Here is a 16,804-nt window from a genome sequence, read left to right on the forward strand (position 1 = left end):
ATTATTTCAAAAGAGAACAGTTCAAATGAGTAAATTACAGAGATCATTTTTAAAGTATTTAAAACGCAAACCAAGCTTCAAGGATATTATGCTATGCAGTGCTTTGCTACTATTAGCGATTGCTCTGCTACTGTTCTCTGAGAAAATTTTTGATGAAAATGCAGCACCATTTGGAACCATGGTATCCTTAGGGATTGTTATCCTGGTAGAAATCTTAGCTGTCAGAAATAAATAAAAAGACTCGAGAAATGCATCTCGAGTCTTTTTGTTAGTTGCGAATTTCGTCAACGATTTCTTTTGCAATTGGAATTCCTAATCGGTAACCTTTGTTGATGTAGTCAATGACATCATTGATATTTTCTATCGTTTGGATTTTCTCTTTGATAGTTGCACGAAAAGCTGGATCTTTCAATAGTTGGTCCTGAAGCAGTCTTTGAAGTTTCTCTTTTTCATATTTGTTGACAAGAAAGAGAAAAAGAAGACTGATAACAACTAGAATATAAGCATACTGGCTCATAAAAATTCTCCCTAGGTGATAAAGAAGTAAGTGGTTAGAGAAAAACGAATATCCTTCGCCTTTCGAGTGATGATACTGTAAGCGCCTAGCCACTTGTTATTAATTAGTAAGGCGTTTAGGCAAATCGCCCGATAGCGATTGTCGTCAAGAGACTAGTAACTTTAGTTCCAGTCTCTTGTAACGAGTTACATCTTCTCTGGCGCCTCTACACCCAACAGACGAAGCGCTTCTTTGAGGACGACTGCTGTTGCATAGCTAAGGGCTAGACGGCTGTCACGTTCTGGACTTTCATCTAAGATACGAGTGTGGGCATAGTATTTGTTAAAGGCTTGCGCTAAGCTGATTGCAAATTTAGCGATGATAGAAGGTTCGTAATTATCAGCTGCACGTTTAATAATACGTGGGAAGTCTTGGATTAACTTAATAATTTCCCAGCTTTCAGCATCGTTCAAGCTATAGTTGGCACCTGCTTCAGGTTTGAAATCGGCTTTACGCAAGATTGATTGGATACGAGCGTAGGCATACTGAACATAAGGGCCAGTCTCCCCTTCGAAGGATACCATAGCTTCAAGGTCGAAGTCATATCCATTTGTACGGTCAGTTTTAAGGTCATAGAATTTAATGGCCCCAACTCCAACAGCATGAGCGACCTGGTCTTTGTTTTCAAGTTCTGGATTTTTGGCTTCGATCTGCGCTTTAGCACGGCTGATGGCTTCTGCGACGGTTGGCTCGAGTAAGATAACATTCCCTTTACGAGTAGAAAGTTTTTTCCCTTCTTTTGTAACCAAGCCAAAAGGAACATGGACAATGTCTTGGCTCCAATCGTAACCCATTTCTTGTAAGACAGCCTTGAGTTGCTTAAAGTGAGCAGATTGTTCTTGACCAACGACATAGATAGATTTTGCAAATTGGTACTCATTTTTACGGTAGAGGGCCGCAGCTAAGTCACGCGTGATGTATAGAGTTGCACCGTCAGATTTCTTGATAAGAGCTGGGTGTTCAATTCCATATTTTTCAAGATTAACAACTTGGGCACCTTCTGATTCGACTAATAGTCCTTTTTCAGAAAGGATGTCTACAACTGCATCCATTTTATCATTGTAGAAAGCTTCTCCGTTATAGCTGTCGAATTCAACTTGTAACTCATTGTAGAGACGGTTAAATTCTACCAAGCTTTCATCGCGGAACCATTGCCAAAGAGCGAGAGCTTCCTCATCGCCGTTTTCAAGCTTGCGGAACCATTCGCGTGCTTCTTCATCCAAGCTTGGATCATTCTCAGCTTCAGCATTAATGCGGACATAGAGCTTAAGGAGTTCATCGATTGGATGAGCTTTGACAGCTTCTTCGTTACCCCATTTCTTGTAGGCAACAATCAACATCCCAAACTGTTTGCCCCAGTCTCCCAAATGGTTGACCTTGACAGTTTTATAGCCGATTTTTTGGAAGATATGTGACAAGCTATCTCCGATAACTGTTGAACGAAGGTGACCGATTGAAAATGGTTTAGCGATATTAGGGCTAGACATGTCAATGACAACATTTTCTTGATTGCCAATCTCTTGGTCAGCGTAGTGCTCTTTTTCAGTGATAACGTTTTGTAGAACTTGATCAGAAATGGCAGTCTTATCAAGGAAGAAGTTGACGTAAGGACCTGTTGCTACAACCTTTTCAAAAGCTTGGCTATTGATCTTTTCAGCGATGTCAGCAGCAATCATTTGAGGAGCTTTACGTTCAACCTTCGCCAATGAGAAGGCAGGGAAGGCGATATCTCCCATGTCTGAGTTTTTAGGTGTTTCTAGTAAATTTAAAATAGCCTCTTGGTCCAGGCTATCAATGACGCTAGCCAACTCGCTAGCAATCAATTCTTTTGTATTCATTTAAGGCTCCTTTAGGGCTTTTCTACTATTTTATCACAATTTACTACATTTTTTTTGAAAGAAGAGATTTTTTTTGAAATATCCAGTTTTTTTGATATAATGTTCTTACTAAAAAAATGTAAAATGTTATAAATATGCACTTGAAAGGATCTTATGAGAAAAAGAGAACGTCATCAGCTCATCAAGCGAATGATTACAGAAGAAAAATTAGGAACTCAAAAGGAAATTCAAGATCGATTGGAAGTCTGTGATGTCTTTGTGACACAAACGACATTATCCCGTGATTTGCGAGAGCTTGGCTTAACCAAAGTTAAGAAAAACGATGTTGTTTACTATGTGCTAGCAAATGAGACAGAGAAGATTGATCTAGTCGAATTCCTTTCACATCACTTAGAGGGTGTTGCAAGAGCCGAATTCACCTTGGTTCTCCACACTAAACTTGGAGAAGCATCCGTTTTAGCCAATGTAGTAGATTCAAATAAAGATGGGTGGATCTTAGGTACTGTTGCCGGAGCGAATACCTTGTTGGTTATCTGTAAGGATCAACATGCAGCTCAAGTCATGGAAGAACGCTTGCTAGAGTTAATGGAAGATAGATAAGGTCTTGAGAGCTTCTCTCAGGACTGTTTTTACAAGGAGAGAGTAAATGACTACTGAAAAATTATCACCTGGTATGCAACAGTATGTGGATATCAAAAAACAATATCCAGATTCTTTTTTGCTTTTTCGTATGGGTGATTTTTATGAGTTGTTTTATGAGGATGCAGTCAATGCTGCACAGATACTAGAAATCTCACTGACCAGTCGCAACAAAAATGCTGAAAATCCGATTCCCATGGCTGGAGTTCCTTATCATTCTGCCCAACAGTATATTGATGTTCTAGTTGAACGTGGCTACAAGGTTGCCATCGCTGAACAGATGGAAGCCCCTAAGCAAGCTGTCGGTGTTGTTAAGCGTGAGGTCGTCCAGGTCATTACACCAGGCACAGTGGTTGATAGTAGTAAGCCAGATAGCCACAATAACTTTTTGGTAGCTATTGATCGTGATGAGTCTCGATATGGTCTAGCCTACATGGATTTGGTGACAGGTGATTTTTATGTAACGGGATTATCAGATTTCTCTCTAGTCTGTGGTGAAATCCGTAACCTAAAGGCCAGAGAAGTGGTGATTGGTTACGACTTGTCTGAAGTGGAAGAACAGATTCTCAGTCGTCAAATGAATCTAGTGCTTTCCTATGAACAAGAAACATATGAAGACGTTCATCTGTTGGATTCAAGATTGGCAACTGTTGAAGGAGCAGCTAGTGGGAAACTTCTCCAGTATGTCCATCGGACGCAGATGCGAGAGCTCAGCCACTTGAAGCCTGTTATCCGTTATGAAATCAAAGATTTCTTGCAGATGGATTTTGCGACCAAGGCTAGTCTGGATTTGGTTGAAAATGCTCGCTCAGGTAAGAAACAAGGGAGCCTGTTCTGGTTGCTAGATGAGACTAAAACTGCAATGGGCATGCGTCTTCTACGTTCTTGGATTCAACGCCCCTTAATTGATTTAGACCGTATCCTTGAACGTCAGGAAGTTGTACAAGTCTTTCTGGATTATTTCTTTGAGCGCAGTGATTTAACGGAAAGCCTCAAGGGAGTCTACGATATCGAACGTCTGGCTAGTCGAGTATCTTTTGGCAAAAGCAACCCCAAAGACCTCTTGCAATTAGCAACTACCTTAGGAAGTGTTCCACGAATTCGCGCCATTTTAGAAGGAATGGAGCAACCAGCTCTAGCTTATCTAATTGAACAACTAGATGCTATTCCTGAGTTGGAAAGCCTGATAAGTGCTGCCATTGCCCCAGAGGCTCCCCACGTGATTACCGAAGGTGGTATTATCCGAACGGGCTTTGATGAGACCTTGGATAAATACCGTCGTGTGCTGAGAGAAGGGACTAGCTGGATTGCTGAGATCGAGGCCAAGGAAAGAGAAAACTCTGGCATCAATACTCTCAAGATTGACTACAATAAAAAAGACGGCTACTATTTCCATGTAACCAACTCGCAGCTAGGTAACGTACCAGCCCACTTTTTCCGTAAGGCTACGCTGAAAAACTCTGAGCGATTTGGGACAGAGGAATTGGCGCGTATCGAGGGAGAAATGTTAGAGGCGCGTGAGAAATCAGCAAACCTAGAATACGAAATCTTTATGCGTATTCGTGAGGAGGTTGGCAAGTATATCCAACGCCTACAGGCTCTGGCTCAAGGAATCGCTACTATCGATGTCTTGCAAGGCTTGGCAGTAGTTGCAGAAAAACAACACCTGATTCGACCAGAGTTTGGGCAAGAGTCGCGGATTGATATCCAGAATGGTCGTCACGCAGTTGTTGAAAAGGTCATGGGAGCTCAGACCTATATTCCGAACAGTATCCAGATGGATGAAGATACTAGCATTCAACTAATTACAGGTCCGAACATGAGCGGGAAGTCAACCTACATGCGCCAGTTGGCGATAACAGCAGTTATGGCTCAGATGGGTTCTTATGTCCCTGCAGAAAGTGCTCGTTTGCCAATTTTTGATGCAATTTTTACCCGTATCGGTGCGGCAGATGACTTGGTTTCAGGTCAATCCACCTTTATGGTAGAGATGATGGAAGCTAATAATGCCATTAGTCATGCGACCAAGGATTCATTGATTCTTTTTGATGAGCTTGGTCGAGGAACCGCAACTTATGATGGTATGGCTCTAGCCCAGTCTATTATCGAGTATATCCATGAGCATATTGGTGCCAAGACTCTCTTTGCCACGCACTACCATGAATTAACCAGTTTGGAAACTAGTCTTGAACATCTAGTAAATGTACACGTAGCTACGCTTGAGCAAAATGGTCAGGTCACTTTCCTTCATAAGATTGAACCAGGTCCAGCAGATAAATCGTACGGTATTCACGTTGCTAAGATTGCAGGATTGCCAGCAGACTTGCTAAAAAGAGCGGATGCGATTCTAACTCAACTAGAGAGCCAAGGTCAGGAAAATCCAATTTCTATCAATCAAAGGAATGTTGTCAATGAGCAAATGTCTCTCTTTGATGAAAAAGAAGAAAATCCTATCTTAGCAGAGTTGGCCCAAGTAGATGTGTACAATATGACACCTATGCAAGCCATGAATCTCTTATTAGAATGGAAGCAAAAATTATAAGCAAAAACCCACTCGCAAAAAGGAGTGGGTTTTTAGGCCTTATTTTTTCTGAGCTAATAGTTGGTTGATGTGGGCAACCTTCTTTGATTCTCTTTTGTAGAGAATCGTCCAAATGATGAGGTAGACGATGGCAAACTCTGGGATGAGCTGAAGGATGAAAGTCCAGTGAAGAGGGAACCAGCCTGCTAGGATTGCTAGAGGGACAAAGCCTAGCAACATAAGAAAGAAGTGGGTGACAGTTGCACGAAGGAGACTCCAATCTTGAGCAAAGAGACGGCTACCAAAACTAAAGAGGATTCCAATCGCTGCCCAAATAAGCAGACAGTAAAGTAAGACGAGTGATCCATGCACCTGATGTTGGGTCATGAATTGCCCAATTAAAGAGTTGGGGCTGAGAGGTGCGTAGTTACTTGGTGAGTGGATAAACGAAAAGATAATAGATAGGATGAGACCGATGAGGATACCAGTTGTGGCATCGTGAAATACTTGTTTTTTCATAGTTCTAATTTCTCCTTAATAGCTTTGAGGTAACGGCGAGATGAGTAGGTGAAACTTTCGTTTTTAAGATAAATTTCAATCAAGCCGTTAGAGGTTAGTTTTAGATGACTGATCGCATCAATGTTGACAATTTCGGATTGGGAAATTTGGATAAAGGAAGCAGGTAGAATTTCACTTGCTTGGTAGAGACGAATGTCAAGTGCATAGGTTTGGCTATTCGTTTCGGCCAGAACCTTACGATTTTCAATGTATACACGCTGAATCTTGCTAATCTGAATCAAGTAGACCTGGTCTTGGAATTTCCCTTTTATGGTATCTTTTTGATCTAGGGATTGGACAAAGTTCTGAACCTTTTGAACTTTAGGGGACAAGGACGGTGCCTCTATGATGATTTGCTCTTCAGTGTATTGCTGATCAATATCGAGTCTGACTTTCATAATTTCTCCTTTCATCAAGTTGTAATAGAGATCTCTTACTTACAAATCTATTAAACACCATTTTGTCGACAAATACAAGATGCTTTGTCTATGTGGTCGGTTGAAGAGTCTATCTGGTAGGCGACCGTTTTCAAAGAGATTTTAGAGCAAAGAAGTCAAAAAATAAGAAGAAATATATTGACAAAAATAGAAAAAACGTGGTACAATGTTAGACGGTACTTTTTACTTTTGGTCTCTCAAGAGTGTACAGGGACGTGCTGACAAATGTTGCAAAAGTACACACAGATGATAGCTGTCACCAAGTGTATCATCACCAAAAATAAAAAAACACAGGAGAATGTAGATGCCTACAATTAACCAATTGGTTCGCAAACCGCGTAAATCAAAAGTAGAAAAATCTAAATCACCAGCTTTGAACGTTGGTTACAACAGTCATAAAAAAGTTCAAACAAACGTTTCTTCACCACAAAAACGTGGTGTTGCAACTCGTGTTGGAACAATGACACCTAAAAAACCTAACTCTGCCCTTCGTAAATTTGCTCGTGTACGTTTGAGCAACCTTATCGAAGTTACTGCCTACATCCCAGGTATCGGACACAACTTGCAAGAGCACAGCGTGGTGCTTCTTCGCGGTGGACGTGTGAAAGACCTTCCAGGGGTACGTTACCACATCGTCCGTGGTGCACTTGATACTGCAGGTGTTAACGATCGTAAACAAGGCCGTTCTAAATACGGTACTAAACGTCCGAAAAAAGCATAAGGAAAGGGGATAAAGAGAAATGAGTCGTAAAAATAGAGCTCCAAAACGTGACGTATTGCCAGATCCGCTTTACAATTCACAATTAGTTACTCGTCTTATCAACCGCGTTATGCTTGACGGTAAACGTGGTACAGCTGCTTCAATCGTTTACGGTGCTTTTGAACAAATCAAAGAAGCTACTGGTAACGATGCACTTGAAGTATTTGAAACAGCTATGGAAAACATCATGCCTGTACTTGAAGTACGTGCACGTCGTGTTGGTGGATCTAACTATCAAGTCCCAGTTGAAGTTCGTCCAGAACGTCGTACAACACTTGGACTTCGTTGGTTGGTAACAATCGCTCGCCTTCGTGGTGAACACACAATGCAAGACCGCCTTGCAAAAGAAATCTTGGATGCTGCTAACAACACTGGTGCAGCAGTTAAGAAACGTGAAGACACTCACCGTATGGCTGAAGCTAACCGTGCCTTCGCACACTTCCGTTGGTAATAAAATGATACCAAGAGCGACAAAGGCCCAAGGCAAAAATAGGAAACTGATGCAGTGTTCCGTGAACACAAAGCAGTTTATCTTTTTTGCACCGGGCCTCGCTCGGGTTCAAATCAGTTAACTTGAGCTTTTAGCCCGGGTTCAATTGATCTCAAATCGGCTAACTAACTTTAGCCCGAGTACAATTCAACTTCCCATCTCACAAGTTGAAACCAACTAAACAAGATAAACATTGAGAACGGGTGGGTCCTGCCTATCCGTTTTTATTGAAATCGTGTTATAATAGAATAGAAATAAAAAATATAGGAGAAACAAACCTCATGGCACGCGAATTTTCACTTGAAAAAACTCGTAATATCGGTATCATGGCTCACGTCGATGCTGGTAAAACAACTACAACTGAGCGTATTCTTTACTACACTGGTAAAATCCACAAAATCGGTGAAACTCACGAAGGTGCGTCTCAAATGGACTGGATGGAGCAAGAGCAAGAACGTGGTATCACTATCACATCTGCTGCAACAACAGCTCAATGGAACAACCACCGCGTAAACATCATCGACACACCAGGACACGTGGACTTCACAATCGAAGTACAACGTTCTCTTCGTGTATTGGACGGTGCGGTTACAGTTCTTGACTCACAATCAGGTGTTGAGCCTCAAACTGAAACAGTTTGGCGTCAAGCAACTGAGTACGGGGTTCCACGTATCGTATTTGCCAATAAAATGGACAAAATCGGTGCTGACTTCCTTTACTCAGTAAGCACACTTCACGATCGTCTTCAAGCAAATGCACACCCAATTCAATTGCCAATCGGTGCTGAAGATGACTTCCGCGGAATCATTGACTTGATCAAGATGAAAGCTGAAATCTATACTAACGACCTTGGTACAGATATCCTTGAAGAAGATATTCCAGCTGAATACCTTGAACAAGCTCAAGAATACCGTGAAAAATTGGTTGAAGCAGTTGCTGAAACTGACGAAGAATTGATGATGAAATATCTCGAAGGTGAAGAAATCACTAACGAGGAATTGAAAGCTGGTATCCGTAAAGCGACTATCAACGTTGAATTCTACCCAGTACTTTGTGGTTCTGCCTTCAAGAACAAGGGTGTCCAATTGATGCTTGATGCGGTTATCGACTACCTTCCAAGCCCACTTGATATCCCTGCGATCAAAGGTATCAACCCAGATACTGAAGAAGAAGAAACTCGTCCAGCATCTGATGAAGAGCCATTTGCAGCACTTGCCTTCAAGATCATGACTGACCCATTCGTAGGTCGTTTGACATTCTTCCGTGTTTACTCAGGTGTTCTTCAATCAGGTTCTTACGTATTGAATACTTCTAAAGGTAAACGTGAACGTATCGGACGTATCCTTCAAATGCACGCTAACAGCCGTCAAGAAATCGACACTGTTTACTCAGGTGATATCGCTGCTGCCGTTGGTTTGAAAGACACTACAACTGGTGACTCATTGACAGATGAAAAAGCTAAAATCATCCTTGAGTCAATCAACGTTCCAGAACCAGTTATCCAATTGATGGTTGAGCCTAAATCTAAAGCAGACCAAGATAAGATGGGTATCGCCCTTCAAAAATTGGCTGAAGAAGATCCAACATTCCGCGTTGAAACTAACGTTGAAACTGGTGAAACAGTTATCTCTGGTATGGGTGAGCTTCACCTTGACGTCCTTGTTGACCGTATGCGTCGTGAGTTCAAAGTTGAAGCGAACGTAGGTGCTCCTCAAGTATCTTACCGCGAAACATTCCGCGCTTCTACTCAAGCACGTGGATTCTTCAAACGTCAGTCTGGTGGTAAAGGTCAATTCGGTGATGTATGGATTGAATTTACTCCAAACGAAGAAGGTAAAGGATTCGAATTCGAAAACGCAATCGTCGGTGGTGTGGTTCCTCGTGAATTTATCCCAGCGGTTGAAAAAGGTTTGGTAGAATCTATGGCTAACGGTGTTCTTGCTGGTTACCCAATGGTTGACGTTAAAGCTAAGCTTTACGATGGTTCATACCACGATGTCGACTCATCTGAAACTGCCTTCAAGATCGCTGCATCTCTTGCACTTAAAGAAGCTGCTAAGACTGCACAACCAGCTATCCTTGAGCCAATGATGCTTGTAACAATCACTGTTCCAGAAGAAAACCTTGGTGATGTTATGGGTCACGTAACTGCTCGTCGTGGACGTGTAGATGGTATGGAAGCACACGGTAACAGCCAAATCGTTCGTGCTTATGTTCCACTTGCTGAAATGTTCGGTTATGCAACAGTTCTTCGTTCTGCATCACAAGGACGTGGTACATTCATGATGGTATTCGATCACTACGAAGATGTACCTAAGTCAGTACAAGAAGAAATCATTAAGAAAAACAAAGGTGAAGAATAATTCACCGTCACTTTAAAAGAAGTCACTTTGTGGCTTCTTTTTCTGTTTGGTAGAAATAGCTAAAATTGCCTCAAATATGGTAAAATAGAAGGAGTATATTGTGAGGAAAATGGATGTCAACCACTTTTGAAATTTTAATGAATCAGTTGGGAATTCCCGCTGAGATAAGAAATCATGAGGCCTTCTCCCAGGCTGAAATTGAACAAGTTATTGTACACAAGCAAAGTAACATTTGGGAGTTTCGTTTTGTCTTTGAGAATATTCTACCATTTGAGGTTTTTCTGGAATTGAAAAAGGGCCTGAAAGAAGAATTTTCAAAGACTGGAAATCAGGCTAGTTTTGAGATTAAAACTCGAAGCCAAGATTTTTCAAGAGAGCTTTTACAAGCCTACTATCGGGAGGCTTTTTCAGATGGCCCTTGTTCTAGCCAAGGATTTCGGACCACGTATCAGGATTTTCAGGTTCGATTTGAAAATGATCAGTTGATTATTGAGGCCTCTGAAGCAGCAGATACAGAGCATTTCAGAAAAAACCATTTGCCAAATCTGTGCAAACAACTTGAGCTCTTTGGTTTTCCTAAGTTTACATGCCATTTAGAGAAAAATGAAGATTTGACAAAGGAAGAGCAGGAAGCTTTCCATTCGGAAAATCAAATGATTGTTCAGGCTGCAAATGAAGAGACCCTTCGAGCTATGGAACAGTTAGAGCAGATGGCACCGCCTCCTCCAGTTGAGGACAAACCTGTCTTTGATTTCCAAGCCAAGAAGGCAGCTGCTAAGCCTAAACTCGACAAGGCAGAGGTAACTCCAATGATTGAGGTCAATACCGAAGAAAATCGACTGGTTTTTGAAGGGGTTGTCTTTGATGTGGAGCATAAAGTGACTAGAACGGGTCGTGTCTTGATTAGTTTCAAGATGACGGACTATACGTCTAGTTTCTCCATGCAAAAATGGGTCCGAAACGAAGAAGAAGCTCAGAAGTTTGACATCATTAAGAAAAATTCCTGGCTCCGTGTTCGTGGAAATGTCGAGGTCAATAATTTCACACGAGATTTGACCATGAATGTGCAAGATGTGCAGGAAGTAGTCCACTATGAACGTAAGGACTTGATGCCAGAAGGTGAGCGTCGCGTTGAGTTTCATGCCCATACCAATATGTCGACTATGGATGCTCTTCCTGAGGTCGAGGAAATCGTTGGAACAGCAGCAAAATGGGGCCACAAAGCGGTAGCAATCACAGACCATGGAAATGTTCAATCCTTCCCTCACGGTTATAAGGCCGCTAAGAAAGCTGGTATTCAGCTCATTTATGGAATGGAAGCCAATATCGTTGAGGATCGTGTTCCTATCGTCTATAACGAAGTAGAGATGGATCTTTCTGAAACTACCTATGTAGTCTTTGACGTGGAAACGACTGGTCTATCTGCTATCTATAATGATTTGATTCAGGTGGCAGCTTCCAAGATGTATAAGGGCAATATCATCGCTGAGTTTGATGAATTCATCAATCCAGGGCACCCCTTATCAGCCTTTACAACCGAATTGACAGGGATTACTGATGATCATGTAAAAAACGCTAAACCCTTGGTTCAAGTTCTGAAAGAATTCCAAGAATTCTGTAAAGATACCGTTCTTGTAGCCCATAATGCAAGCTTTGACGTTGGTTTTATGAATGCCAACTATGAGCGTCACGGTCTTCCAAAAATTACTCAACCTGTCATCGATACGCTAGAGTTCGCTAGAAATCTCTATCCAGAGTACAAACGCCATGGTTTGGGACCTTTGACCAAACGTTTTGGCGTAGCTCTAGAACACCACCATATGGCCAACTATGATGCGGAAGCAACTGGCCGTCTGCTCTTTATCTTTATCAAAGAAGTAGCAGAAAAACACGGTGTGACGAACTTAGCACGATTAAACCTTGATTTAATCAGTCCAGATTCATATAAGAAAGCTCGTGTCAAGCATGCGACAATCTATGTAAAAAATCAAGTGGGCTTGAAAAATATCTTTAAGTTGGTTTCCCTCTCTAATACCCAGTATTTTGAAGGAGTTCCACGGATTCCACGTACGGTACTAGATGCCCATCGAGAAGGTTTGATCTTAGGTTCAGCCTGTACGGAAGGGGAAGTCTTTGATGCAGTCGTATCACAAGGGGTAGATGCGGCAGTCGAAGTAGCTAAATACTACGATTTTATCGAGGTGATGCCTCCGGCTATCTATGCACCTCTGATTGCCAAAGAGCAGGTCAAGGATATGGAGGAACTTCAGACCATTATCAAGAGCTTGATTGAGGTCGGAGACCGTCTCGGTAAGCCAGTTCTTGCGACAGGAAATGTCCACTATATCGAACCTGAGGATGAAATTTATCGGGAAATCATCGTGCGAAGTCTAGGTCAGGGAGCCATGATTAACCGAACGATCGGTCATGGAGAAGCTGCCCAACCAGCTCCGCTACCAAAGGCACACTTTAGAACAACCAATGAAATGTTGGATGAATTTGCCTTTCTAGGGGAAGACTTGGCTCGCAAGATTGTCATTGAAAATACCAATGCCTTGGCAGAAATCTTTGAGCCTGTTGAGGTCGTTAAAGGCGACTTATATACACCTTTTATCGACCAAGCCGAGGAAACGGTTGCCGAGTTAACCTATAAAAAAGCCTTTGAAATCTATGGAAATCCACTCCCAGATATTGTCGATTTGCGGATTGAAAAAGAACTAACCTCTATTTTGGGGAATGGATTTGCTGTGATTTATCTAGCTTCACAGATGCTAGTGCACCGTTCCAACGAACGAGGCTATTTGGTCGGTTCCCGTGGGTCGGTTGGATCTAGTTTTGTTGCGACTATGATTGGGATTACCGAGGTCAATCCGCTCTCGCCTCACTATGTCTGTGGCCAGTGTCAGTATAGTGAGTTTATCACGGATGGTTCCTACGGTTCAGGTTTTGATATGCCCAATAAGGATTGTCCAAACTGTGGCCATAAACTCAGCAAGAATGGACAGGATATTCCTTTCGAGACCTTCCTTGGTTTTGATGGGGATAAGGTACCCGATATCGATTTGAACTTCTCTGGTGAGGATCAACCGAGCGCCCACTTGGATGTCCGTGATATCTTTGGGGAAGAATATGCCTTCCGTGCAGGAACGGTTGGTACGGTGGCTGCTAAAACAGCCTATGGATTTGTCAAGGGTTACGAGCGTGACTATGGCAAATTCTACCGAGAAGCCGAAGTTGAGCGTCTAGCTCAAGGAGCTGCTGGTGTTAAACGGACGACCGGTCAGCACCCAGGAGGAATCGTGGTTATCCCTAATTATATGGATGTCTATGACTTTACACCGGTCCAATACCCTGCAGATGACGTGACCGCTGAATGGCAGACCACTCACTTTAACTTCCACGATATCGATGAGAACGTCCTTAAGCTCGATGTCCTGGGACACGATGATCCGACCATGATTCGGAAACTGCAGGACTTGTCAGGCATTGATCCAAATGATATTCCTATGGATGATCATGGTGTCATGGCTCTCTTTTCGGGCACAGATATCCTTGGAGTGACACCTGAACAAATCGGTACCTCAACTGGTATGCTTGGTATTCCAGAGTTTGGAACTAACTTTGTTCGAGGCATGGTGGATGAAACCCATCCGACGACCTTTGCGGAGTTGCTTCAACTTTCTGGGCTGTCTCACGGTACCGACGTATGGTTGGGAAATGCCCAGGATTTGATTAAAACTGGAATTGCAGACCTATCAACCGTTATCGGATGTCGGGATGACATCATGGTTTACCTCATGCACGCAGGTTTAGAACCTAAGATGGCCTTTACCATCATGGAGCGAGTGCGTAAGGGATTGTGGCTTAAAATCTCAGAAGAAGAGCGCAATGGTTATATCGAAGCCATGAAGGCCAATAATGTGCCTGAGTGGTATATCGAATCTTGTGGAAAAATCAAGTACATGTTCCCTAAAGCCCATGCGGCAGCCTACGTTATGATGGCCCTTCGCGTGGCCTACTTCAAGGTTCACCATCCAATTTATTATTACTGTGCATACTTCTCCATCCGTGCTAAGGCCTTTGATATCAAGACCATGGGGGCAGGCTTGGATGCTATCAAACGTAAGATGCAAGAAATTGCTGAAAAACGCAAGAATAATGAAGCTTCTAATGTAGAAATTGACCTCTACACAACACTTGAAATCGTCAATGAGATGTGGGAACGTGGCTTTAAGTTCGGTAAATTGGACCTCTATCGCAGTGATGCGACTGAATTCATCATCGATGGAGATACCCTCATCCCACCGTTTGTCGCTATGGATGGTCTGGGAGAGAACGTTGCTAAGCAACTGGTTCGTGCCCGTCAAGAAGGGGAATTTCTCTCTAAAACCGAGTTACGCAAGCGTGGTGGACTCTCCTCAACCTTGGTTGAAAAGATGGATGAAATGGGAATTCTGGGCAATATGCCAGAGGATAACCAGCTCAGTCTGTTTGATGATTTGTTTTAAAAAAAATAACAGACGGACAAATATTGTCCATCTGTTTTGTTATACTTATACCATAAAAAGAAAGAGGTTTAAATGATGGTCAATACAGGATTAGATAACAAATATCAATTTGAAAATTTTATAGAAAAAGATGGTAATGCTTTGGCAAAGAAAGGATCCTTAGAAGTAGTGAAGAACTTAGGATTAAAATATAATCCCCAATATAATCCTCTTTATATTTATGGGGAATCAGGTTCAGGTAAAACACATCTCCTTCAAGCAATTGGAAATAAGGTTCTTGAGAACAATCCAGAAAAGCGAGTAAAATATATTTCTGCCGAAAACTTATTAGAAAATGAGCTAGAGATACAAAAAGTTAGAGATGCAGAATTAGATCTTCTTATCGTTGATGATATCCAGATATTGGGAGAAAAAGATGATATGATTCAAGAAAAATTCTTTAATCTTTTTAATTCTCTACATGTTAAGGATAAGCAAATGGTTTTCTCTAGTGACACTGAACCAGATCAATTGGAAAATGTACCTTCTCGTTTGATTGTGCGTTTTAAATGGGGGATGACAGTGTGTCTAGCATCGCTTGAAAAATAATAAGAAGGACTGCAAATGAATGATCAAGAGAGACTACTAAACATTTTTTTACGTTTACAGTTAGGTATTTCATTAGGAAAAAAGCAATTAGCCCAGGAATTTGAGGTTAGTGAAAAGACGATACAGAGAGATTTTTCGCTACTCCGTGATATTTTATCTAGTAACACCAGTTATAGTGGAGACTTGCTTTATAACCGTAAAACGAATAAGTATTGCTTAGCAAGTAAGTCAGTTTTTAATAAAAAGGATATTCTCGTTATTTCAAAGATTTTATTGGAAAATCGAGCACTGAATAAACCAGAAATTGATAGCTTACTAAAAAATTTACTTGCCTTAGTTCCTCGTGATGACCAGAAAGAAATTGAACAGATCATTGGCAGTGAAAAACTTAACTATACTCCCTTAACGGATCAACAAGATAGAATAGAGAAAATTTGGAATTTATCGGAGGCTATTCTACATGAACAGGTCTTAGACATTATCTATCAAAAACCTTATTCTGAATCTTCTAAGAAGCAGACGGTTTTGCCTATATCTCTTTATTATGATAGTCATTATTTCTATCTGGTTGTATACCAGTTGAAACATGCTACTTATATTACTTTAAGAGTAGACCGTATCCAGTCATGGTCTCTTAGTGGTATAGAGAAACCCTCTATTTCTTATCGAGATAAATTTAGAGATGGTGATATTCGTAACGAGAGAGTAGATGCTTTTATCGGGAAGAAAATCAGTATTGAAATCGAGTATTTGTACGATCCGACGATTGTGATGGATCAATTTCCAAATGCAAAAATAGTTGGGGAAAATGGTAGCTGGACTCATTTTAAGTTTGAAAGTCAGCATACACCGGGTCTTAAACGCTGGTTGTTGGGACAAGGGGAAGCAGTTACTGTTTTGTCTCCTCGGATTTTAGTAGAGGATATGAAGCAAACAGTTCAAGAAATGATAGATAAATATAGATGAGGATAAAATGAGTATTCAATTTACTTCTAAAAAGGTTGGAGAACTATGGATAAATGATTTTTATTCAAACGTTATCAATCTTAAATGAACAAAAGTCATAATTACAAGATGCAGTAACTGATTGATTTAATTGTTCATTTTCTAAGTTCGGAAGAATGTTACACTATCTTTTCAGGAGTAGGACAGAACGAAATTTGCTAAAAATCGTACTATTTTACTCCTGCAATTATATACTGGTATTCTCAAATATAGAAAATTTATTGTAGTTGGTCTTAAATTGAGAAAAATAATATTATGTTCTACATAGACAATATTGATTTTACAATTTTTATATGCTATACTACCTCTAATAATTAATATATAATTAATAAAGAAGTAGAAAGGTGATGGAGATATGACTGAATGGATTGTTATTGATCAGTTTGGCAACATGATTGCACAAGGATTTTGGACAAAGGAAGCAGCAGAACAGTATTCAAAAAATATTCCTAATACAAGTGTTATTCAAAAGAATTAGCCACTCTTAACTACAGATTCATATGAATTTGTAGTTTTTTTAAAATACTATAAAGGCGGATAA

Annotated in this window: 14 protein-coding genes; 10 read left to right on the plus strand and 4 right to left on the minus strand. The window is 41.1% G+C overall.

Annotated features, from left to right (window positions below; genetic code table 11):
* Positions 1-25: 25 nt before the first annotated feature.
* Positions 26-235, plus strand: coding sequence for a hypothetical protein (locus tag LG369_RS00985; protein WP_225749965.1), 210 nt, complete (start codon positions 26-28; stop codon positions 233-235).
* A gap of 33 nt (positions 236-268) precedes the next feature.
* On the opposite strand, the gene LG369_RS00990 is transcribed toward LG369_RS00985, so the two are convergent.
* Positions 269-517 carry a hypothetical protein gene (locus LG369_RS00990; RefSeq protein ID WP_004250711.1) on the minus strand — a complete coding sequence of 83 codons (249 nt, stop codon included), beginning with the start codon at positions 515-517 and terminating at the stop codon, positions 269-271.
* A gap of 185 nt (positions 518-702) precedes the next feature.
* Positions 703-2,394: an arginine--tRNA ligase gene (argS, locus tag LG369_RS00995; RefSeq protein WP_225749966.1), complete on the minus strand. Its 1,692-nt coding sequence runs from the start codon at positions 2,392-2,394 to the stop codon at positions 703-705.
* A gap of 153 nt (positions 2,395-2,547) precedes the next feature.
* Here argS and argR point away from each other — a divergent pair, with 153 nt between their 5' ends.
* Together argR and mutS are read left to right on the plus strand one after the other, a co-directional pair.
* Positions 2,548-2,994: an arginine repressor gene (gene argR, locus LG369_RS01000; RefSeq protein ID WP_225749967.1), complete on the plus strand. Its 447-nt coding sequence runs from the start codon at positions 2,548-2,550 to the stop codon at positions 2,992-2,994.
* A gap of 46 nt (positions 2,995-3,040) precedes the next feature.
* The gene (gene mutS / locus LG369_RS01005; RefSeq protein ID WP_225749968.1) at positions 3,041-5,575 is read left to right on the plus strand and encodes a DNA mismatch repair protein MutS; all 2,535 of its coding nucleotides are present in this window, start codon (positions 3,041-3,043) and stop codon (positions 5,573-5,575) included.
* 39 nt (positions 5,576-5,614) lie between these two features.
* Here the strand turns inward: mutS and LG369_RS01010 are convergent, their stop codons facing one another.
* Both LG369_RS01010 and LG369_RS01015 read right to left on the minus strand, forming a co-directional pair.
* Complete coding sequence (locus LG369_RS01010) at positions 5,615-6,073, minus strand: DUF3021 domain-containing protein (protein WP_225749969.1); 459 nt, start codon at positions 6,071-6,073, stop codon at positions 5,615-5,617.
* Positions 6,070-6,510 (minus strand): LytTR family DNA-binding domain-containing protein, encoded by a 441-nt coding sequence (locus LG369_RS01015; protein WP_225749970.1) that lies wholly within the window; start codon positions 6,508-6,510, stop codon positions 6,070-6,072. Before LG369_RS01015 ends, LG369_RS01010 begins: the two co-directional genes overlap by 4 nt.
* A gap of 343 nt (positions 6,511-6,853) precedes the next feature.
* On the opposite strand from LG369_RS01015, the gene rpsL reads away from it, so the two are divergent.
* The 7 genes from rpsL (at position 6,854) to LG369_RS08475 (ending at position 16,741) form a co-directional block, all read left to right on the plus strand.
* Positions 6,854-7,270, plus strand: a complete 417-nt coding sequence (gene rpsL, locus LG369_RS01020; RefSeq protein ID WP_001142333.1) for a 30S ribosomal protein S12 — start codon at positions 6,854-6,856, stop codon at positions 7,268-7,270.
* A gap of 19 nt (positions 7,271-7,289) precedes the next feature.
* Positions 7,290-7,760 carry a 30S ribosomal protein S7 gene (gene rpsG / locus LG369_RS01025; RefSeq protein ID WP_000087873.1) on the plus strand — a complete coding sequence of 157 codons (471 nt, stop codon included), beginning with the start codon at positions 7,290-7,292 and terminating at the stop codon, positions 7,758-7,760.
* Between the two features lie 320 nt (positions 7,761-8,080).
* Entirely contained in the window at positions 8,081-10,162 is a 2,082-nt protein-coding gene (gene fusA, locus LG369_RS01030; RefSeq protein ID WP_225749971.1) for an elongation factor G, read from the plus strand.
* Between the two features lie 113 nt (positions 10,163-10,275).
* Entirely contained in the window at positions 10,276-14,670 is a 4,395-nt protein-coding gene (locus tag LG369_RS01035; protein ID WP_225749972.1) for a PolC-type DNA polymerase III, read from the plus strand.
* Between the two features lie 72 nt (positions 14,671-14,742).
* Positions 14,743-15,258, plus strand: coding sequence for a DnaA ATPase domain-containing protein (locus tag LG369_RS01040; protein WP_225749973.1), 516 nt, complete (start codon positions 14,743-14,745; stop codon positions 15,256-15,258).
* Between the two features lie 15 nt (positions 15,259-15,273).
* Positions 15,274-16,224 (plus strand): helix-turn-helix transcriptional regulator, encoded by a 951-nt coding sequence (locus LG369_RS01045; protein ID WP_225749974.1) that lies wholly within the window; start codon positions 15,274-15,276, stop codon positions 16,222-16,224.
* Between the two features lie 394 nt (positions 16,225-16,618).
* Complete coding sequence (locus tag LG369_RS08475; RefSeq protein ID WP_257375148.1) at positions 16,619-16,741, plus strand: hypothetical protein; 123 nt, start codon at positions 16,619-16,621, stop codon at positions 16,739-16,741.
* The last annotated feature ends 63 nt before the right edge of the window (positions 16,742-16,804 follow it).

This window comes from Streptococcus sp. Marseille-Q4154, assembly GCF_916700545.1.
Lineage (GTDB): Bacteria > Bacillota > Bacilli > Lactobacillales > Streptococcaceae > Streptococcus > Streptococcus infantis_I.